Origin of the sequence: Devosia pacifica (genome assembly GCF_014652635.1) — a bacterium.
GTDB classification, from domain to species: domain Bacteria; phylum Pseudomonadota; class Alphaproteobacteria; order Rhizobiales; family Devosiaceae; genus Devosia; species Devosia pacifica.
In genome coordinates, this window is record NZ_BMZE01000002.1 from 715005 (window position 1) to 735093 (window position 20089).

Annotated in this window: 13 protein-coding genes; 8 read left to right on the forward strand and 5 right to left on the reverse strand. The window is 61.3% G+C overall.

Going from position 1 to position 20089, the window contains the following annotated elements:
• Window position 1: 1 nt before the first annotated feature.
• Both IE127_RS10620 and IE127_RS10625 read right to left on the reverse strand, forming a co-directional pair.
• Window positions 2-1156 (reverse strand): thiolase family protein, encoded by a 1155-nt coding sequence (locus tag IE127_RS10620; RefSeq protein ID WP_189425645.1) that lies wholly within the window; start codon window positions 1154-1156, stop codon window positions 2-4.
• Window positions 1153-3102, reverse strand: a complete 1950-nt coding sequence (locus IE127_RS10625) for an acetoacetate--CoA ligase (protein WP_244640112.1) — start codon at window positions 3100-3102, stop codon at window positions 1153-1155. The genes IE127_RS10620 and IE127_RS10625 overlap by 4 nt, the downstream gene beginning before the upstream one ends.
• 172 nt (window positions 3103-3274) lie before the next feature.
• Between IE127_RS10625 and IE127_RS10630 the strand changes: the two genes are divergently transcribed.
• Complete coding sequence (locus tag IE127_RS10630; RefSeq protein ID WP_189425646.1) at window positions 3275-4453, forward strand: acetyl-CoA C-acetyltransferase; 1179 nt, start codon at window positions 3275-3277, stop codon at window positions 4451-4453.
• 262 nt (window positions 4454-4715) lie between these two features.
• On the opposite strand, the gene glgX is transcribed toward IE127_RS10630, so the two are convergent.
• Window positions 4716-6800 (reverse strand): glycogen debranching protein GlgX, encoded by a 2085-nt coding sequence (gene glgX, locus IE127_RS10635; protein ID WP_189425647.1) that lies wholly within the window; start codon window positions 6798-6800, stop codon window positions 4716-4718.
• Between the two features lie 84 nt (window positions 6801-6884).
• Entirely contained in the window at window positions 6885-7922 is a 1038-nt protein-coding gene (locus IE127_RS10640; protein ID WP_189425648.1) for an AI-2E family transporter, read from the reverse strand.
• Window positions 7923-8261: 339 nt separating this feature from the next.
• Here IE127_RS10640 and IE127_RS10645 point away from each other — a divergent pair, with 339 nt between their 5' ends.
• On the forward strand, window positions 8262-10289 hold the full coding sequence (locus IE127_RS10645; RefSeq protein WP_189425649.1) for a methyl-accepting chemotaxis protein: 2028 nt from the start codon (window positions 8262-8264) through the stop codon (window positions 10287-10289).
• A gap of 155 nt (window positions 10290-10444) precedes the next feature.
• Window positions 10445-10996 carry an iron transporter gene (locus IE127_RS10650; protein ID WP_189425650.1) on the forward strand — a complete coding sequence of 184 codons (552 nt, stop codon included), beginning with the start codon at window positions 10445-10447 and terminating at the stop codon, window positions 10994-10996.
• A gap of 12 nt (window positions 10997-11008) precedes the next feature.
• Here the strand turns inward: IE127_RS10650 and IE127_RS10655 are convergent, their stop codons facing one another.
• Window positions 11009-12034, reverse strand: coding sequence for a LacI family DNA-binding transcriptional regulator (locus IE127_RS10655; RefSeq protein WP_189425651.1), 1026 nt, complete (start codon window positions 12032-12034; stop codon window positions 11009-11011).
• Between the two features lie 205 nt (window positions 12035-12239).
• On the opposite strand from IE127_RS10655, the gene IE127_RS10660 reads away from it, so the two are divergent.
• The 5 genes from IE127_RS10660 (at window position 12240) to IE127_RS10680 (ending at window position 20018) form a co-directional block, all read left to right on the forward strand.
• Window positions 12240-13760: a sugar ABC transporter ATP-binding protein gene (locus tag IE127_RS10660; RefSeq protein WP_189425652.1), complete on the forward strand. Its 1521-nt coding sequence runs from the start codon at window positions 12240-12242 to the stop codon at window positions 13758-13760.
• A complete protein-coding gene (locus IE127_RS10665; RefSeq protein WP_189425653.1) occupies window positions 13757-14779 on the forward strand; it encodes an ABC transporter permease in 1023 nt (340 codons plus the stop codon). Before IE127_RS10660 ends, IE127_RS10665 begins: the two co-directional genes overlap by 4 nt.
• 67 nt (window positions 14780-14846) lie before the next feature.
• Entirely contained in the window at window positions 14847-15797 is a 951-nt protein-coding gene (locus IE127_RS10670; protein WP_189425654.1) for a substrate-binding domain-containing protein, read from the forward strand.
• 137 nt (window positions 15798-15934) lie between these two features.
• Window positions 15935-17860 carry a DUF5054 domain-containing protein gene (locus IE127_RS10675; protein WP_189425655.1) on the forward strand — a complete coding sequence of 642 codons (1926 nt, stop codon included), beginning with the start codon at window positions 15935-15937 and terminating at the stop codon, window positions 17858-17860.
• Window positions 17861-17975: 115 nt separating this feature from the next.
• Window positions 17976-20018 carry an alpha-1,4-glucan--maltose-1-phosphate maltosyltransferase gene (locus tag IE127_RS10680; protein WP_189425656.1) on the forward strand — a complete coding sequence of 681 codons (2043 nt, stop codon included), beginning with the start codon at window positions 17976-17978 and terminating at the stop codon, window positions 20016-20018.
• Window positions 20019-20089 lie beyond the last annotated feature (71 nt).

Sequence of the window (20089 nt, forward strand, 5' to 3'; positions counted from 1 at the left end):
GTCATGTCCACGCCCCCAGCACCAGCGCCGACGCTTCGCTCATCGTCGCGCCGTTGCCGGTCACCAGCGCCAGTTCGGCATTGGAAATCTGCCGCCCTTCGGCGCTGCCGCGCAATTGGCGCACCGCCTCCACCACATGCGTCATGCCACCCGCCAGGTCCGGCTGGCCGAACCCCAGCTGGCCACCATGCGTGTTCAGCGGCGCGTCGCCGTCATGGCCTAGTCCATGCGCGCGCACCCAAGCGCCGAACTGTCCGGGCGCGCACACACCAAGATCCTCCAGCGTCGTCGCCACCATGATCGTGTAGCAATCGTAGAGCGACAGCAGGTCGAACTGGTCCGCCATTACCCCCGCCTGCGCCATTGCCCGCGCCATCGCCGGCTTCAGCGGGCCCGATGTCAGGCTCGGCACCTGCGACAGCGCCCGGTGCGTCACCTTCTCGCCCGCACCCAGCACCGCAACGGCTGGCCGCTGCATGTCGCGCGCGCGTTCCATCGAAGTCACCACAACGGCCGAACCGCCGGCCACCGGCATCACGATCTCGAAAAGGCGCAGCGGGCTGGCGATCATCGGCGAGGCCAGCACGTCCTCGACCGTTGCCGGCTTGCCGAAAAAGATCGCCTCGGGATTGTGCTGGGCATTGGCGCGCGCGGCCGCTGCAATCAGCGCGAAATCCGCGTCGGCTGACCCGTAAGTCGCCATGTGCGCCTGCTTGATCATCGCATAGGTCGCGTTGGCGCCTGACGCGCCGAACGGCACGTCGAACTCGCGGATGGGGTTGCGGTTGGGCGAGCGCGGCGGCACCGCCTCGCGCGTGTTCGCCAGCACACACAACACCGTCTCGCACATGCCCGCCGAAATCGCGGCTGCCGCACGCCACACCATGCCGGCCCCGGAGGCGCCGCCGAGATCGACGACATTTGCCATGCTGGGCTTCAGCCCGAGATACTCGGCCACCGTCGCCGGCACGTGCTGCGGAGTCTCTCCCACATGCGGGCCCACCAGCAGGCCATCGACCGCACCGGGCTCGAGCCCCGCATCCATCACCGCCCGGCGCGCCACCTCGGCAATCATGCCGAGCGTCGTCGCACCCTCGGTCGAGCGCTGCGGCGTCAGTTCGCCGACGCCGACAATCGCCCCGAGACCATGTCTCACAGCGCGCTGTCCCGGCTCAGCGTGCGAAACGCCTCCAGCGCCTCCGGGTTGGAAAGCGAATCGAGATTCTTCACCGCGATGCCCAGCATGCTCGATCGCGCCGCCCCCTCCACCCGCTTGCCGTTGAGCGTATAGGGGACCGCCGGGATCGCGTGGATCCGATGCGGCACATGCCGGGGCGACGCGGCTTCGCGGATCGCCTTGCGGATCCGCGCCGCCAGATCCGCGGAAATCGCGCCATTCTCCGTCGCCTGCAGGCAGAGGACGATCTCCTCGTCGCCGCCGACCGGCGCCCCGAACACCAGGCAATCGGCGATTTCGGCAAACCGCTCGACCGTCGCATAGATCTCGGACGTGCCGATCCTGACGCCCCCCGGCTTCAATGTCGTATCGGTGCGGCCATAGATGATGCCGGCCCCGTGAATTGTCTCTTCGGCGAGGTCGCCATGCGTCCAGATCCCCGGTCGCTGGGCAAAATAGGTGTCGAAATACCGTGCCGCGCCGCCTTCGCCCCAAAAAGTGAGCGGCATCGAGGGGAAGGGCTCGGTGCAGACCAGTTCGCCCTTCCTGCCGATCACCGGCACGTTGCGGCTGTCGAGCACCGCCACGGCATGCCCCAGCGCTTTGCAGGTCAGATGTCCGCGCCGCACAGGCAGGGTCGGATTGCCGATGAAGAAGCACCCGATGATCTCGGTACCACCCGAGATCGAGGCGAACATCATGTCGCGCTTTACATGGGTGTACATCCAGTCGAACTGGTCTGGTGCCACCGGCGCGCCGGCACTCATCAGCACGCGAAACCGTGACAAATCGACGGTCTCGCCGGGCGCATAGCCGGTCTCCGCGACCGTGTGCAGGTATTTCGGGCTGATGCCGAGATGCGTCATGCCGGTGTCGGCGGCCACCCGCCACAGCAGGCCTGGGTCGAGTCCGGCGTCGGACTTGGGGATCGGCGCGCCATCGGTCAGCACCACCGTCGCCTCGCTGGCAAGTCCGGAAATGACCCAGTGATACATCATCCATGCGACGTTGGTGTACCAGCCAATAACGTCACCTGGCTTCAGGTCACAATGCAGCTGATGCTCCTTGAGGTGCTGTAGCAGCACGCCGCCCGCACAATGGACGATCGCCTTGGGCTTGCCCGTCGTGCCCGAGGTGTAGAGCACATAAAGCGGTTGCTCGAACGGCTGTCGGTCGAACCGCAAGGCTGCACCGGCATCGCCGAACGCCGCCCACTCGACGGACTTCACCTTCGTGGCGATACCGTCTCCGCCGCACAGCACCACCGCCTCGAGGCTGGGCATCCCCGCGATGATCTCGCCCAGGCGATCGCCGATATCATGCTCGCGCCCGCCATAGCGATAGCGCGGCGCCGCGAACAGCACCTTCGGCGCGATCTGGCCCAGACGGTCCAGCACCGCCATCGCCCCGAAATCCGGTGAACACGACGACCATACCGCTCCCAGCGATGCCGTCGCCAACAGCGCAACCAGCCCCTCAACCCGGTTCGGCAGCACCCCGCCGACGCAGTCGCCGGCTGCGACGCCCGCGGCGCGCAGGCCATCGGCCACCCGCGCCACCTCGCGCCGCAGTTCGCCCATGGTGATCCGGCGCCCCGCGCCCGCCTCGTCGCTCTCGATCACGGCCAGTCGATCAGCGTCGCCGCGCAACAGGTTCTCGGCAAAATTCATCTGCGCACCGACAAACCAGCGTCCGCCCAGCATCGAGCCTTCGGGCGGCGGCACGAAGGTCGTGTCACCCTTGTCGCCGATCACCCCGCACTCATCCCACACCGCGCTCCAGAATGGGCCCGGCTCGCTGATCGACCAGCGATGCAGCGTCTCGTAGGACTGTCCGGCAAACCCTGTCGCGGCCATGAAACGGCTCAGCCTCGCCGTTTCCATCCAGTCCGCGGATGGGCGCCACATGATCGTTTCGTCTGCCACCTGTTCCCCCCGTTATGACACTCGATATCGTGCCAGATAGTGGCCCATAGGAGCGTTTTTGGTTATAAGCATTTATGGACCGAACGGTACAACATCGTCTTCGCGCGGCCAAGTCCGCGCTGCGGGAAAACTTCAGTGACGCGTTCCGTCCAAGTGAAAAAGGACCGCCAAAATGCCGTCAAGCGCCGTTATTGTTGCAGCTAAAAGAACAGCAATCGCAAAGTTTTGCGGCAGTTTCTCGGCTCTGCCTGCTACCCGCCTCGGCGCCACGGCGATAGCGGCCATTCTCGCCGAAACCGGCCTCGATCCGGCGCAGATAGATGATGTACTGATCGGTCAGGTTCTGCAGGCCGGGGCCGGCCAGAACCCCGCTCGCCAGTCCGCCCGCCACGCCGGCGTCCCCGATACCGTTCCGGCCGCGACAATCAACCAGGTCTGCGGCGGTGGCCAGCGCGTCCTGCATATGGCCGCCCAGGCGATCCGGGCCGGCGATGCCGAGATCGTACTGGTCGGTGGTCAGGACAGCATGACCCGCGCGCCGCATGTCCTCGAAAAGTCACGGGAAGGCTTCAAGGCGGGCGACATCACCATGCAGGACTCGATGCTGGTCGACGGCCTTGTCGATGCCTTCCACGGCGTCCATATGGGCGTCACCGCCGAAGCGCTCGCGCGCCGCTATCAGGTGACCCGCGACGCGCAGGACCGCTTCGCCCTCGACTCGCAACAAAAAGCAGGCGCCGCGATCGCCGATGGTCGGTTCAGCAGGGAAATCGTGCCGGTCGCAATCGAGGACAGGGCCGGCCGACGCAGCGTCACCACAGACGAGCATCCGCGCCCCGACACCACGCTCGAGGGCCTTGCCGCCCTTCGCCCCATCTTCGAGGAGAACGGCACCGTCACCGCGGGAAATTCTTCCGGCGTAAACGACGGCGCCGCCGCCCTGCTGGTGATGTCGGAAAGCACCGCCGCGCGCCTGGGTTTCGAACCCCTCGCACGCATCGCCGGCTATGCCTCGGCGGGCCTCGATCCGATCGAAATGGGTCTCGGTCCGGTCCCGGCCTCCCGCCGCGCCCTCGACAAGGCCGGCTGGCGCATCGAGGATCTCGACCTGATCGAGGTCAACGAGGCCTTCGCCGCCCAGTCGATCGCGGTGCATCGCGAAATGGGCTGGGACACCGACCGGGTGAACGTCAATGGCGGCGCCATTGCCCTCGGCCACCCGCTCGGCGGATCTGGTGCCCGCATCGTCGTCACCCTGCTGCACGAGATGAAGCGGCGCAATGCACGCAAGGCGCTAGCAACGATGTGCATAGGCGGTGGGCAAGGCGTTGCTATTTGCCTCGAGCGATAGAACAGGGCGGCGAAAGATTGGGAGTTAACAATGCATTCGGGGACAACCTCGTATTACTTCCGAGATCTTTCCGGACGGCCATAGTTGAGCAAGGCGCGAGGGACTTGCCTCCGAGCCAGCAACTCCAAATGAGATTTCAGGTTTTGGACAGCTGAGGACTGCTGTGGATCGTTGAATTTCGATGTTCTGTTGTGGGGGCGAAGGCGACCGAAGCCGCCCTCAAGCTAGTTGTCCCGACGCGCTGCAATCTCATCGGAACGTCCTAGTGCAGCAGCACCAAGGAGCGTGAAGACATCGAGTGCGCCTTGCCGCCGTCCACCTGGCGCGAGCCTGCGTCGGGTTCTGCGGTATCTATGGCAATCGTCCAGGGCGAGCCGTCCGCGCGTTCAGGCAGGGTGAAATCCAGATCGCTATCCTGCGGATTGAACAGAACCATCAGTTCCGCCCACACGCCCTCCTGTTGACGCAAGTCGTCGCGCGACAGCCGCAGGCCAATCGTCATCGCGCCGGAATCGAGCCAATGCTCCGTCTGCTGTTCGCCGCCGCCCGGGTTGAACCAGGTGACGCTCATCATGTCGCGCCAGCTCTCGCGATGTATCAGCGGTTGGGCATTGCGGATTGCCACCAGCTTGGTGACGAAGTCCTTCAGCGCGGCGGCGTTTTCATTCAGGTCCCAATGCACCCAGCTGATCTCGCTGTCCTGCGCATAGCCGTTATTATTGCCGCCTTGCGTGCGGCTGAACTCGTCGCCGGCCAGCAGCATGGGCGTTCCGTGCGACAGGAACAACGTTGCGAGGAAATTGCGTTTCTGCCGTTCGCGCACCGCAACTATGCCCTCGTCGTCAGTCTCGCCTTCAACGCCGTAATTGTAGCTGCGGTTGTCGTTATGGCCGTCATTGTTGTCTTCGCCGTTGGCCTCATTGTGCTTGTCGTTGTACGAAACCACGTCGTGCAGGGTGAACCCGTCATGGGCGGTCAAGAAATTGACGCTAGCCCACGGGCGCCGTCCGCGTTTGTCGTAAACGTCGCCAGACCCGGTGAAGCGCGCCGCAAAATCACCCACTGTGTGCTCTGTGTTCCTCCAGTAATCGCGCACCGTATCGCGATACTTGTCGTTCCATTCGGCCCAGCCGGGCGGAAACCCGCCGACCTGGTATCCTCCAGGGCCAATATCCCACGGTTCGCCGATCAGCTTGACCTTGGAAAGCACCGGATCCTGGCCCACGGCGTCAAAGAACCCGCCCCGCTGGTCGAACCCTTCCGGTTCACGGCCGAGAATGGTGCCGAGGTCAAAACGGAATCCGTCGACATGCATCTCCTCAGTCCAGTAGCGAAGGCTGTCCGTCACCATTTGCAGGACCCGCGGATGGCTGGTGTTGACTGTGTTTCCGGTGCCGGTGTCGTTGATGTAATAGCGCGCATCGCCTGGCAGCGTACGATAATACGAGAAGTTATCGATGCCCTTCCAAGATAGCGTTGGGCCCATCTCGTTACCTTCGGCGGTGTGGTTGTAGACCACGTCGAGAATGACCTCGAGGCCGGCATCATGAAAGGCGCGGATGGTGTTGCGCAGCCCGTTCATGCCATTCGGGCCATAATAGCGACTGGCCGGGGCGAAGAAGCCGAGCGTGTTGTAGCCCCAGTAGTTACGCAGGCCCTTTTGCAAGAGGAAGTCGTCGTCCGGAAAGGCATGGATCGGCAACAATTCAACCGACGTCACCCCAGTCGACTTGATGTAGTCGATGACCTCTTTTTGCGCCAACCCCTCAAAGGTGCCGCGCAGTTCTTCCGGCACGGCCGGATGCAGATGGGTAAAGCCCTTGACGTGCGTTTCATAGAAGATGGTCTTTGCCCAGCTGAGATTGGGCTTGGCATCGCCCGACCAGTCATAGCTGCGAGGATCGACGACGCGCCCTTTCGGCATCACCGCCGCGCTGTCTTCGTCGTTGAAGGAGAGGTCCTTGTTCTCGTCATCGGCATTATAGGCAAAATGCGCGGGTGACCATTGAACCTCTCCCACCAGCTCGCGCGCGTATGGGTCAAGCAGAAGCTTATTCGGGTTGAACCGGTGTCCCTGGCTCGGCTCGAATGGACCGTGGACGCGATAGCCGTAAAGCGTTCCCGGGCCTACCCCCGGCAGATAGCCATGCCAGACCTCATTGGTATATTCGGGCAGCGTGACCCGTTCCATCTCCTTGCCCGTCGCTTCATCGAACAGGCACAGTTCGACCCGCGATGCATAGGCAGAGAACAGGGCGAAGTTGGTGCCGTCTCCGTCCCAGTTTGCGCCCAGCATGCTGTAGTCGCCAGGCAAAATCTGGCGGGAGGACGAAAGCGAGTCTGTCATGTTGTTGTTTCCAGGTTGGCAACCAGTAACGCCGAGCTGCTGCGGAAGTTGCGCCCGCTATCGACGGCCGCGCGAGCCTTCGGATCAAGGATTCTCGTGGTCGGCACCGGGGACTTTCACCTCGGTGTCGAGTGCCTCGCGTACGTAGAGCTCCTTGACCATCACCATGACGACGATGGTCAGCGGAATGCCGAAGATGAAACCGAGCGGCCCGAATACCAGGCCTAGCGCCACGATGGCGAACAACCCGAGGACGGGCGGCAGTTCGACCGTGCGTTTTTGAATCAGCGGCACCAGCAGATTGCTTTCGGTCTGCTGAATCAGAAGATAAAGACCCAATACCCACCAGATAGTGCCATCGTCCTGCTGCAGGGCCACAAGTGCTGCGGGCACGAAACTCAGAACCGGGCCGATAAAGGGCACGTATTCAAGCAGGCCAGCGATTGCACCGAGCGCCAGCGCAGACGGAACACCGAGAAGAAAAAGTCCGGCTGTCGTCGCCACGCCAATCACCGCCATGGCCAGCAGCTTGCCGAGCAGCCACAAGCGCAACGCGCGGCCAGTTGTCTGTAATACCTCGCGTGCGTGATCCCGGTGGTTCGGCGGCACCAGTTTGAGAGTGCCTTCGATATAAAGATCCGGATCGACAGCCAGGAAAATGCCTCCGATCACGATCAGGGTGAGCCCGGACACCGCGCCCAGTAGCTGTGGCACGTAACCCATCGCCCCGAACATCCAGCGCCATTCGTTCAAAGCCTCGAACTCCTGCCATAGGTCTTCCACCCCCAGCATGTCGCCAAGTCCCTCGACCGCTTCTGGCAATTGTTGGTTCAACCCTGAAAACTGGGTCACGAGCTGATTGCCCATGAGCATGACAAATACGCCGAAAATCAAGCCAACGAGCGCGATCGCCAGCCCGAGTGACCAGGATGAGGGGAGATGGGTCACCTTATGAACGAGGTTGCCAGCTGCCCTCAAGACAACGGCTATGGTGACCGCACCGAACAGCATCAGCAATATGTTCGCCGTTTGCCCGAGGAGCCAGAACAACGCGACGAGCGCCAGCACCACCAGGGTTGCTCGCGCGACCCAGCTCAGTGAAACCGGCGAATTCGGATCCATGCTCGTTCCCCTGCCTAGGACTGTTTGGATTGACGTTATGAAAAGCTGAACGGAGCCGCTGCCTTCGGAACGGTGCGCTCTTTTTGCTTCAGGTCAATCCGCTGACGTACGTGAAGTTTCCGCTCCGTCACAGGTTAAGGGGGTGTCCTGTTCGGGTGTTCGGCTCTCTGGCCGGTGCTTTGAGGGGTGCACGCATCGGGCCGCCGGACCCATAAGCCACTGTCAGCTGCACTTTTTACCGGCGCTTAAGATTAGTAAGCCATGCTTACCTAAAATCGACCCCAAGGCATGCTCAGTGGCGCCTGCTACGGGAAGCCACGAGTTAAAGGTTTATCTTCCATGCTGAACTGGTTCACAGGCAGTCTCTCGCGACGGCTATATCTTCTTATCGGCGTTTTTGCGCTCGGGATGATGGGGATTGTCACTTTTCAACTTTACGACCAGCGGGCGAGTCTTGAGAATTTCAAGCGCACCGAATTGCAGAGCGTCGTGCAATCCGCGATCAGCGTGATCGAGAACTTTTACGAGCGGGCGCAGGCCGGAGAACTCACTGAGGCAGAAGCCCAGCAGAGAGCGCTCGATACCGTGCGGGCCATGCGCTACCAGGGTAACGAATACTTCTTCATCGACAGCTACGACATGGTGCTGCTGATGCACCCCACCAAGCCCGAAAAGCAGGGGACAGACCGGTCGATCGAGACGGACGGCAACGGGACGCTTTTTATCAAGCAGATGATCGAAAACGTTCTTGCCAATGGCTCGGCGTATCAGGAATACCTGTTCACCAAGCCTGAAGGCGGGTTGGGCGAGAAGGTTTCGTATGCCCAGGGCTTCGAGCCGTGGGGCTGGGTCGTGGCCTCAGGCATCTTGTTTACGCAGGTCGACACGATCTTCTGGCAATCCGCACTGGAAGGCGGCGTCATCACGCTCGCCATCATGTTGCTGATCGTCGGGGTAGGCATTGTCATTGCCCGCTCAATCGCAAAGCCGATGGCACGCCTCAACACTTCGATGCTCAAGGTTGCCGATGGTGATCTCGATGCAAGGATCGCCGATACCGAGCGCGCTGACGAGTTGGGAGCAATGGCCCGCGCAGTCGAGGTCTTCCGAGAGAACGGGCTCAAGGTGGAGCAGCTGACAAAGGCTGAAGCACTTCGCATCATCGAGGAAAAGAATGCGCGCCAAAAGATGATGGCGGACCTGCAGCAGGCCTTTGGCGATGTAGTGGAATCCGCGATCGATGGCGATTTCTCGCGCCGCGTATCGACCGACTTTGCCGACGAAGAGCTCAATGCCTTGGCAGGCTCGGTGAACTCGCTGGTCGAAACCGTTGATCGTGGTGTCACGGAAACCGGCCTTGTGCTGGACAGTCTCGCAGGTGCGGATCTTACCACGCGCATGACCGGTGAGCATCGCGGGGCATTCGCCAAGCTCAAGTCGGACGTCAACGCGGTCGCCGAAAAGCTCTCGGAAATCGTCCTGAAGCTGCGCACCACGTCGCGCGGCCTAAAGACCGCAACGAGCGAAATCCTGACGGGCGCCAACGACCTTTCGGAGCGCACCACCCGACAAGCCGCCGCGATCGAAGAGACCTCGGCCGCAATCGAGCAATTGCTGACAACAGTCAGGGGTAATGCGGAAAAGGCCGAGACCGCCTTTGGCCGGAGCCAGGCGGCGGCATCGCTGGCCAATGATGGCGGGGCGGTAATGGAGCGTGCCACTGGCGCGATGGCCAAGATCACCGCTTCGTCGGGCAAGATTTCCAACATTATCGGTATGATCGATGACATCGCCTTCCAGACCAACCTGCTGGCGTTGAACGCCTCGGTCGAGGCTGCACGGGCAGGTGAGGCCGGCAAGGGTTTTGCCGTCGTCGCGGTGGAAGTCCGGCGGCTGGCACAATCGGCAGCGCAGGCATCCTCGGAAGTTAAGGTGTTGATCGAGCAGTCCGGCAGCGAGGTCGGGGAAGGCTCGAAGCTCGTCGCGGAAGCTGCGGCGAAGCTGGCCGACATCCTGGCTGCCGTTAACGAGAACAGCACGCTCATGCAGGGCATCTCCGAGGCCAATCGAGAGCAGAGCACGGCGATCGGCGATGTCAGCACGGCAATCCGGGAAATGGACGAAATGACCCAGCACAACGCTGCGCTGGTCGAAGAGACGAACGCCGCCATCGAGCAGACTGAAGTTCAGGCGTCGGAGCTCGACGTCATCGTCGATATCTTCACGGTCGAGCAAGCGGCAGCACCAATGCCGCAGACGCGTGCGGCTCGGGCGGCAGCAAGGCCCGCACCCGCTCCAGCGAGCGCTGCGCGTTCTTATCTCTCCGAAGGCAACGCGGCGCTAAAGGCCGACTGGTCAGAGTTCTAGCCATAGATTTTATCGACGAAGAGCATCGGGCCGGTGTGCTGACTGCGCACCGGCTTCTTCTTTGTCTCAATCATGGCCGCTTCGGAACGATCCGCCGGACGCAGGATTGTGCCGTCGACGATTTAAGATGCCAATTCTACGTGGAGGCCGATCCGATGAGCGATGACAACGTCCAGCAGGTTCCGAGCGACGAGGCCGACAAGCGTCAGCTTGAGCTGGCAGAAGCCGAAGGCGAAGCCTACCAGCGTTCCCTCGAATACATGGTCAATGAGGTGGCCCATACCGGAGCGAAAAAGGCCGTTGGTGACTATATCATCGGCATCGCGCAGGAAGAGGCAGAAGGCATGTATCGGCCGAATGCGAGCGGGGAACTCGTCTGGCAAGCACCGGGTGAAGAGAACTGCCATCTCGAAGTCGCGGTATGCGATGGCGATGACAAACGCTTCGTTCCGGGACTCTCCGTAAAGGCCACGCTAACATCGGAATCCGGCGAACGCATCGGCCCCTTCGAGGTACCCTTCATCTGGCACCCCGGCCTCCTGCACTATGGTACCAATGTGAAGATCCCCGGCAGCGGCAAGTACGATGTCACCGTTCACATAGCACCGGCGCCGTTTGCCCGGCACGACAAGACCAATGGCAAGCGCTATGGCGAGGCTGTCGAGGTGGTGTTCGAAAAGGTCGATATCGAGGCTGGCCAGGAATAGCGGAAACTCCCGCTACTTCTCGGTAAAGCGAGAGACCGAGTTGCGCACGATCAACTCGCTGCGCAAAAACACCTCGCGCTGGCGCGGTGGTTCGCCTTCCAGAAGCGTCAGCAGCATGTTCATTGCCTCCTCGCCGATCTTTCGGCGAGGCTGCTTCATCGTCGTCAGGGCGGGGGTCACAAAACTCGCAAAGGCGATGTCGTCAAATCCCATGACAGAGAATTGTCGCGGCAGAACATAGCCGCGATTGTTGAGGGCCATGAAAACGCCGAGGGCTGTCGCGTCGTTGACGCAGAGAAAGGCGCTCGGCAGCACATCGCGTACGAACATGTGCTCGGTGGCCTGCCGCCCGCTCTCGGTCGTGCCATCGCCCGGCAGGATCAGGCGTTCATCGACGCTCAGCCCCGCTTGTGCAAGGGCGGCACGATAGCCTTCCTCGCGCAAGGCGTTGATCCGGCGCGCCGGTGAGCGACCGATAAAGGCGATGCGCTGGTGCCCTTGCGACACGAGATGCTCGGCCGCGATGCGCGCGCCCTCGAAATTGTCGACCCCGACGAAGGGTACGTCATGGTTCAGCACCGGCTCGTTAACCGCCACCATTGGCGGCAAGCGAACTGAGGGGTCCGCATCGGCGAGCCCAAAGGGAAGGTGGCCGGTAAACAGGATCAGCCCGTCCGCCTGGTTTGAGCTGATGAACTTAAGGTAGTCCGCCTCGCGTTCCGGGTCGTTCTGGGTATTGCCGATGAGAACGCCATAGCCGCGCGTGCTGGCAGCAATTTCGAGCCCAACGAGAATGTTCGAGAAGTTCGGATCGCCGACATCGGGGGCAAGGATGAGGATCATGTTCGCGCGTCGCATGCGCAGCGACCGCGCCATCGCGTTCGTCGTATAACCGGTGCGCGCGATTGCATCGGTCACACGGCGACGGGTTTCGTCGGCGACCTTTCGCGGCTCGTTGATCGCTCGGCTGACCGTTGCGATCGAAACCCCCGCAATGGCAGCCACGTCCTCGATCGTGGCCAGTTTGCGATGATGCATCAGGCTGCTCCGCACCGGCACCGGGCCCAATGTGCCCGCGGTCGCCGTCCCCTTTATCAGAGCCGGCCCCAAGCGCCAGAGGCTCGGGCGGCTCGATCTCCTCCAGTGCGACTGTAAACCTTTACATCATGGATGAAAACCTTTACACACGAGGTATCGGGAAGAGCCACGAGAAGCGGCCATCCGGTTTGGGGAGGTATCAGGAATGTCGGAAGCGACACCTGACGGTGCAATCCTGTCAGCAAGCAGGGTCAGCAAATCATTCGGCGAAATTCCGGTGCTGTTCAGCATCGATTTCGATGTTCGCCCGGGTGAGGTTCACGCCATCATTGGTGAAAACGGCGCCGGCAAGTCCACTCTCATCAAGATACTCTCCGGGTTCGAGCAGCCAACATCAGGCAGCATCATTTATGACGGCGATCGCGCGGTTCTGCCGCCCAATGGCGAGGCTGAGGCGAGGGGGATCGTCCTCATCCACCAGGAACTCAACCTTGCCGAGCATCTGAGCGTCACCGATTCGATTTTTCTCGGGCGCGAACTGCATCGCTATGGCCTGCTTGACCTGAAGACGATGCGGGAACGCGCTCGCGCAATCCTCGACAGGCTGGATGTTCGCGTTGATCCCGATGCGCGCATCTCAAGTCTTTCCGTTGCCGACAAGCAAATGGTCGAGATCGCCAAGGCGATCAACCGCGATGCGCGCGTCTTGATCATGGATGAGCCAACGGCGGTGCTCAGCGTCGCCGAGACCAAGACATTGTTCGAGCAGATCCGCCGGCTAACCGAACAAGGCGTCGCCATCGTTTTCATTTCGCACAAGCTCGATGAAATCATGGCCTTGGCCAATCGTGTCACCGTGCTGCGGGACGGACAGTTGATCGCGACGATGAACACCTCGGCGCTCACACCGGACTCCATCGCGCAGATGATGGTCGGGCGTGAGCTGTCGAATCTGTACCCGCCCAAGAAAGAGCCTGATGTCGATGCACCAGTGGTGCTCTCCGTCCGCGGCTTGTCGGCGCCAGGCATCTCCAACGTGTCGTTCGACCTGCGCGGTGGCGAAATTCTAGGCTTTGCCGGTCTTATCGGCTCCGGGCGCACGGCAGTGGCCGAGGCGGTGGTTGGCCTGGTGGTGCCGGAAGAGGGAGAGATCAGCCTTAACGGGCAGCCGGTAGCGTTTTCAGATGTGCGGGAGTCGCTAGCGGCGGGGCTCGCCTATATGACCAAGGACCGCAAAGGGCGCGGCCTCCTGCTCAATATGGGGCTTGAGCCGAACCTGACGCTGGCAACCCTTCCAAAGCACCGGCGCGGCGGCTTTCTCACCGCATCGAGCGAACATCAGGCGCTGGAGCGCGCTGTGCGGCGGTTCGATATTCGCGCGCGTGATCCGTCCGTCGGTGTCGGTCAGCTGTCGGGCGGCAACCAGCAAAAGCTGCTGCTGGCCAAGTGCATGGAATCCGATCCCGACATCGTCATCATGGATGAGCCGACACGCGGCATCGATGTCGGCACCAAGCAGCAGATCTACCACATCATCGCGGCGCTCGCCGCCGAAGGCAAATCCGTGATCGTCATCTCGTCAGAAATGCAGGAAGTGATCGGTCTGTCGCACCGTGTGCTCGTCATGCGGGAAGGCCGTATGGCCGGCCTTCTCGAGGGTGCCGAAATCAACGAGGCCGAAATCATGCGTTACGCGGCCGGGGTCAAGCAGGGAGAGGTTTCATGAGTCTGGCAAGCGCCGGAACTGACAGGCTGCGCGGCATGCGGATCGATCTGAAGACGGCGGGGCCGCTGGTCGCCCTGATCCTGCTATGCGTTCTTGGATATTCGCTCAACCCGCTTTTCCTTGCGGAAGGCAATGTGAGCAATCTCCTGACCCGGTCGGCGTTCATCGGCATTATCGCGGTCGGGGCGACATTCGTCATCACTGCCGGCGGCATCGACCTGTCAGTCGGCTCGATGGCAGCCTTCATCGCCGGCATGATGATCATCGTCATGAACTGGGCGGTGGAGAGCATGGGCGTTTCGGTCGGCACGGTGCTGCTTGGCATCGGCTGCTCGCTGATCCTTGGCATCGGCGCCGGGTTCATCAACGGGTTTCTAACGACCAAGGGCAAGATCGAAGCGTTCATCGTCACGCTTGGCACGATGGGCATTTATCGTTCGCTGATCACTTATTTCGCCAATGGCGGCACCTTGTCGCTCGATTCCGATGCGCGCCAGATCTACCGGCCGATCTACTACGATTCCCTGCTCGGCATTCCGATTCCGGTCTGGGTGTTCATTGTCGTGGCGCTGATCGGCTGGGTGTTGATGAACCGCACCGCGTTCGGACGCTATTGCATGGCAATCGGCTCGAGCGAGCACGTCGCACGCTACTCGGCCATCAAGGTCGATCGGGTGCGCACCATCACCTACATCCTTCAGGGACTGTGTGTGTCACTCGCCACAATCATTTACGTGCCGCGGCTCGGCTCGGCATCCTCCGCCACTGGCGTCCTTTGGGAACTAGAGGCAATTGCAGCCGTGATCATCGGCGGCACGGTGCTCAAAGGGGGCTACGGGCGGATCGGGGGCACGGTTATCGGGGCTCTGATCCTCACCGCCATCGGCAATATCCTGAACCTGACCGAGATCATCTCGAACTACCTCAACGGGGCGGTGCAGGGCGTCATCATCATCGCTGCGGTCTATCTGCAGCGTGGCAGTTTCCGGGCCGGGCGAAAGAAAACTCCGGCTCAGTAAACGTCCACCGCCGGGGGGCGGTGGGTGAACCGGCGCCCAAGGGCGTCATCCATAGGGAGGAGACTTCATGTTTCTCAAGCAAGTTACACTGGCGTTGACGGCGACGACCGTTCTAGCCGGCGCCGCAATGGCACAGGACGAACAGGTGCGGATCGGCGTCTCGATCCCGGCTGCCACTCACGGCTGGGCCGGTGGGCTGAACTGGCACGCCCAGGAAGCCGAAAGCCGGATCGAAGCGCAGTACGACAATATCGATATCGTTCTCGTCACAGCAGATAGCCCCGGCGATCAGGCCAGCGATATCGAGGACCTGATTTCGGTCCAGCAGATCGACGCGCTCGTCGTTCTGCCGTTCGAATCCGATCCGCTGGTTGAACCGGTTCGCCAGGCAAAAGAAGCAGGCGCCTTCATTACCGTGGTCGATCGTGGTCTGCCCGACACCAGCATCCAGGATGTCTATGTTGCCGGCAACAACTCGGAACTGGGTTCGGTTTCGGCTGACTACATGATGTCGCGCCTCAGCGAGGGCGATAACATCGTCATTCTGCGCGGTATTCCGACCGTCATCGATACCGAGCGTTTCGATGCCTTCATGGCGGGCATTGAAGGCTCCGGCATCAATGTACTGGACGATGAGTTCGCCAACTGGAACCGCGATGATGGCTTCGAGGTGATGCAGGACTTCCTGTCCCGCTTCCCCGATATCGATGCCGTCTGGGCCCAGGACGACGACATCGCCATGGGCGTGGTCGAGGCCATCCGCCAGGCTGGTCGCGAGGATGAGATGTTCGTTGTCGGCGGCGCCGGCATGAAGGACGTCATTCAGGGCATCATGGAAGGCAACGAACTGATCCCGGTCGACGTGCTGTATCCGCCTGCGATGATTGCAACAGCGATGGACATCACTGTCGCCAATTTCACGTCGAACGGCCCGGTGCAGGGCGAATACATTCTCGGTGCGCCGCTGATCACTCAGGAAAACGCCGAGCAGTTCTACTATCCCGACAGCCCGTTCTGATCGCAGGCTAGGCGTTTTTTTTACCTGGAAGGGTCGGCACTTGTGCCGGCCCTTTTCTGTTGCATTGGGCGAGATTGCTGGGGGTGCCGCGATCGGCTATGCCCAAGATACGTAGGCATCGGCTTGGGGGGCAGAGCATGGCCGCTTCTAAAATTCATCTCGTTTTCAAGACGCATCTAGATATCGGCTTCACAGATCTCGCCGCTAATGTCCGCCGCCAGTACCATGAGCGGTTTATTCCGCAGGCGATTGCGACAGCGGAGCATTTTTACGCGGAAGACGCGCAGCGGCCGGCCTTCGTTTGGACCACAGGCGCTTGGCTGATCTGGGATCACCTGCACCGGGGCGATCGTCAGTCGGTCGAGCGGCTGGTCTCTGCCATCGAGCGCGGGCTGATCACGTGGCACGCCCTGCCATTTACGACGCACAGCGAACTCATGTCGCCGGCGCTGTTCCGTGCAGGTCTGTCCTACGCCAAGGAACTTGATGAGCGCTTCGGCCGCCAGACGACTGGCGCCAAGATGACTGATGTTCCGGGGCATACGCTCGGCATCGTCCCGCTTCTCGCGGAAGCGGGCGTCAAGTTCCTGCATCTCGGCGTCAATACCGCAAGTCCAGTGCCCGACGTGCCGCCGATCTTTCGCTGGCGGGCGCCCGATGAAACCGAAGTCGTGGTGATGTATCAAGGCTCGTACGGCGCGACGGACTTTCCAGCCGGGCCGGATATCGGGCTCAGCTTCGCGCATACGGAAGACAATATCGGTCCGCAAAGCGTTGGGCAGACGGTCGAGGCGCTTCGGTCGCTGTCCCGGCAGTATCCAGATGCCGAGATCGTGGCATCAACGCTCGATGCGTTCGGCGAGGCCATGTGGGCCCGCCGCGAGCAGTTCCCGATCATCACTGAGGAGATTGGTGACAGCTGGATCTACGGCGCAGCCTCAGATCCACTGAAACTGACGAAGTTCCGGGCCCTGCAGCAGCTTCATGATGGCTGGGCCAATGATATGACCGCCGAACGGCTTGCCTTTGCGCGAGGCCTTGCAATGGTCGCCGAGCATACCTGGGGCGTCGATATCAAGACTTATCTGCGTGACACCAGGGCCTGGGACCAAGCCGATTTCGCCAAAGCGCGCCAGAACGACTATCGCTTCAGACTTGCCGAACGCTCGTGGCAGGAGCAGCGGGACTATATCGATGACGCCTTGGCAGAACTCGGGCCGGCGGATCGTCAGGCAGCAGACCGCGCTCTGGAGCCGCTTTCAGTTCCCGCCGCGATGGAGCCAACTGAAGGCACCAGCCTGATCGATGGCGGCTGGTCGGCCGAACTTGATCCTCAAACCGGGGACATCAAAAATCTTGTCAGCCCTCAGGGTATGCGGATCGAAGGCCGCGGTGGCAGCCTGATCGGCTATCGCCATGAAAGCTATGACTGGGCTGCACTGCAGGCCCATCTCGACACGTATCTGCAGCACCGGCTGGAATGGGCGATCCTTGACCACGATAAGCCGGGTCTGGCAGGGGCCAAGACAGCCCGCACCGCTACTCATGTGCCGCGCCACGCGGGTGTTGCCGATGGTCGCATCGCCGTCGCACAGCTTGATTCGGCAGCCTACCAGCAACTTGGCGCGCCGAGCCGCTGCGAATGGCATTTGCGCGGCATCGACGAGCACAATGTCGAAGTGACCCTCGTCTTGCGCACAAAGCTCGCCAACCGCATGCCGGAGGCTGGGTTTATGCATGTCACGCCAACCGATGCTCACGTCTGGCGCCTCAGAAAAATGGGCTTGTGGCACAACTCAGACGATATCGTACGGCGCGGCGGTGGCCAGTTGCAGGGTATCGAAGCGGCGTCGGCCAAATCGGCAGGCCGCGGTCTGTCCGTTGTGCCGCTCGACATGACCCTAGTGTCCCCGTTTGGCGCGCCATTCCTGCCGTTCCAGCCCGAGGTGCCGGACTTTTCGGGCGGCTTGCGGTTCAATCTCTATAACAACAAATGGGGCACCAATTTCACCATGTGGTGGGAGGGCGACATCACCTACCGGATGCGCCTTTCCATCGATTGATCGCCCTTACTGCGACTGGACCAAAAGTCGTTTTTCAATCTTGGCCTTGACTGTTTGCGAACCAACCGGGACGCTGAGCGTTGCGTGACTATTGGCAGGCAGAGGGGCTTGGACCATGCGAAACGCATTTGGTGGGACCATTCAGCAGCAGGGCGACGCAACAAGCAGGGCCGGAGACCTCGAAGCGATCTCGGCGCTAGCGGCGCGGCGGATCGCGATCGAGGGCGTCGATCCGGAGATTGATGGCGGCCGGTTCGCTGCCAAATCCGCTGTCGGCGAGACTTTCATCGTCGAGGCGGATGCGTTCTCGGATGGGCACGACAAGATAGCGGTTGCCGTCTGTTACCGCGCCGCTGGCGAGAGCGTCTGGCAGGAACAGCGCATGACATATCTCGTCAATGATCGCTGGCGTGCCGAGCTCAGCTTCAATGAGAACCAGCTGCACGAGTACACAATCATTGCCTGGCGCGATTTGTTCGCGGCCTGGCATGACGAGGTGTCAAAAAAATTCGCCGCCGGGCAGAAAATCAGCCTTGAACTCGAAGAAGGCAAGCGGCTGATCGAGGATGCCTTGTCCGACACGGAGCGGCTGTCGGGTGAAGATCAAGCCGCGCTCAAGGACATTCTCTCGGCCTTCGCCCTGAAGGACGAGGACGATGACCGGCTGGCGCTGCTGCGTTCAACCGAGACGGTCGAGCTGATGCGCCGCGCTGGCGTGCGGACGAACCTGACGAGCTATGAGCGGGTTCTCGAGGTCTTCGTTGACCGCACCGCGGCGGCCTTCAGCGCCTGGTATGAACTGATGCCGCGTTCGCAATCGGGGGACGTGAACCGTCATGGCACGTTCAAGGACGTGATCGGCAAACTGCCCTATGTGCGCGACCTTGGCTTCGACGTTCTCTATTTTCCGCCGATCCACCCGATCGGCACGACCAACCGCAAGGGCAAGAACAATACGCTTACGCCCACGGCTGATGATCCCGGTAGCCCCTATGCCATCGGCTCGCACGAAGGCGGGCACGACGCCTTGCATCCCGAACTCGGCAGCATGGAGGATTTCCTCGAGCTGATTTCGGCAGCGCGTGCGCATGGGCTGGAAATTGCACTTGATTTCGCCATCCAATGCTCGCCCGATCATCCGTGGATCAAGCAGCATCCTGAATGGTTCGACTGGCGGCCCGACGGCACCATCAAGTTCGCGGAGAACCCGCCAAAAAAGTACGAGGACATTGTCAACGTCCACTTCTATCGCAAGGCTCTGCCAGACCTTTGGTATGCGCTGCGCGATATCGTGCTGTTCTGGGTCGACAAGGGCGTCAAGATTTTCCGCGTCGACAACCCTCACACCAAGCCGTTTCCCTTCTGGGAATGGATGATCGGCGATGTGCGCAGCAAGCACCCGGATGTGATCTTCCTCGCCGAGGCGTTCACGCGCCCCAAAGTGATGAAGCGGCTCGCAAAGGTCGGCTATTCGCAGAGCTATTCCTACTTCACCTGGCGCAACGAGAAGTGCGAGCTCGAGCAGTATCTGAAGGAGCTGACAACCGAGGAATGCCGACACTATATGCGGCCCAACTTCTTTGCGAACACGCCGGACATCAACCCGGTCTTTCTGCAGCATAGCGGGCGTCCGGGCTTTCAGACGCGGCTCATCCTCGCGGCGACGCTGGCCGGCAATTACGGCATCTACAATGGCTTTGAGATCTGCGAGGCCGCGCCGGTGCCGGGCAAGGAGGAATATCTAAACTCCGAAAAATACGAGATCCGCGCCTGGGATTTCGATACGCCCGATTCCATTTCCTGGGACATCAAGCTGATTAACCGGCTGCGCCGGGAGCACAAGGCGCTGCAAGGGTTCACCAATCTTAGTTTCTACAATGCGTGGAACGACAACGTGCTGTTCTACGGCAAGAAGACCGAAGATCTGACGGACTTCATCCTATTTCACGTGTGCCTCGATCCGCATCACGATCAGCACATCGATTTCGAAGTGCCGCTGTGGGAGCTCGGCCTTGGCGATGATGCCTCGATCGAGGTCGAGGATCTGGTGAGCGGCAACCGTTTCACCTGGCACGGCAAGTACCAGCACCTGCATCTAGACCCGCACTACAAGCCCTACGCGATCTGGCGTCTTGTGGCCCCAGGAGTATCTGCATGATCAACGAGAAACCCGCCAGCCAGGCAGGACATGCCAATGCAAACAGCAAGGCGGCGAAAAGCACTGACGGT

Excerpts from the sequence above, each read along its gene's own strand:
- glgX (WP_189425647.1), bottom strand. The coding sequence starts at position 6,800 with ATGACAGACTCGCTTTCGTCCTCCCGCCAGATTTTGCCTGGCGACTAC.
- IE127_RS10660 (WP_189425652.1), top strand. The coding sequence starts at position 12,240 with ATGTCGGAAGCGACACCTGACGGTGCAATCCTGTCAGCAAGCAGGGTC.
- IE127_RS10665 (WP_189425653.1), top strand. The coding sequence starts at position 13,757 with ATGAGTCTGGCAAGCGCCGGAACTGACAGGCTGCGCGGCATGCGGATC.
- IE127_RS10675 (WP_189425655.1), top strand. The coding sequence starts at position 15,935 with ATGGCCGCTTCTAAAATTCATCTCGTTTTCAAGACGCATCTAGATATC.
- IE127_RS10640 (WP_189425648.1), bottom strand. The coding sequence starts at position 7,922 with ATGGATCCGAATTCGCCGGTTTCACTGAGCTGGGTCGCGCGAGCAACC.
- IE127_RS10630 (WP_189425646.1), top strand. The coding sequence starts at position 3,275 with ATGCCGTCAAGCGCCGTTATTGTTGCAGCTAAAAGAACAGCAATCGCA.
- IE127_RS10680 (WP_189425656.1), top strand. The coding sequence starts at position 17,976 with ATGCGAAACGCATTTGGTGGGACCATTCAGCAGCAGGGCGACGCAACA.
- IE127_RS10645 (WP_189425649.1), top strand. The coding sequence starts at position 8,262 with ATGCTGAACTGGTTCACAGGCAGTCTCTCGCGACGGCTATATCTTCTT.
- IE127_RS10670 (WP_189425654.1), top strand. The coding sequence starts at position 14,847 with ATGTTTCTCAAGCAAGTTACACTGGCGTTGACGGCGACGACCGTTCTA.
- IE127_RS10650 (WP_189425650.1), top strand. The coding sequence starts at position 10,445 with ATGAGCGATGACAACGTCCAGCAGGTTCCGAGCGACGAGGCCGACAAG.
- IE127_RS10655 (WP_189425651.1), bottom strand. The coding sequence starts at position 12,034 with ATGCATCATCGCAAACTGGCCACGATCGAGGACGTGGCTGCCATTGCG.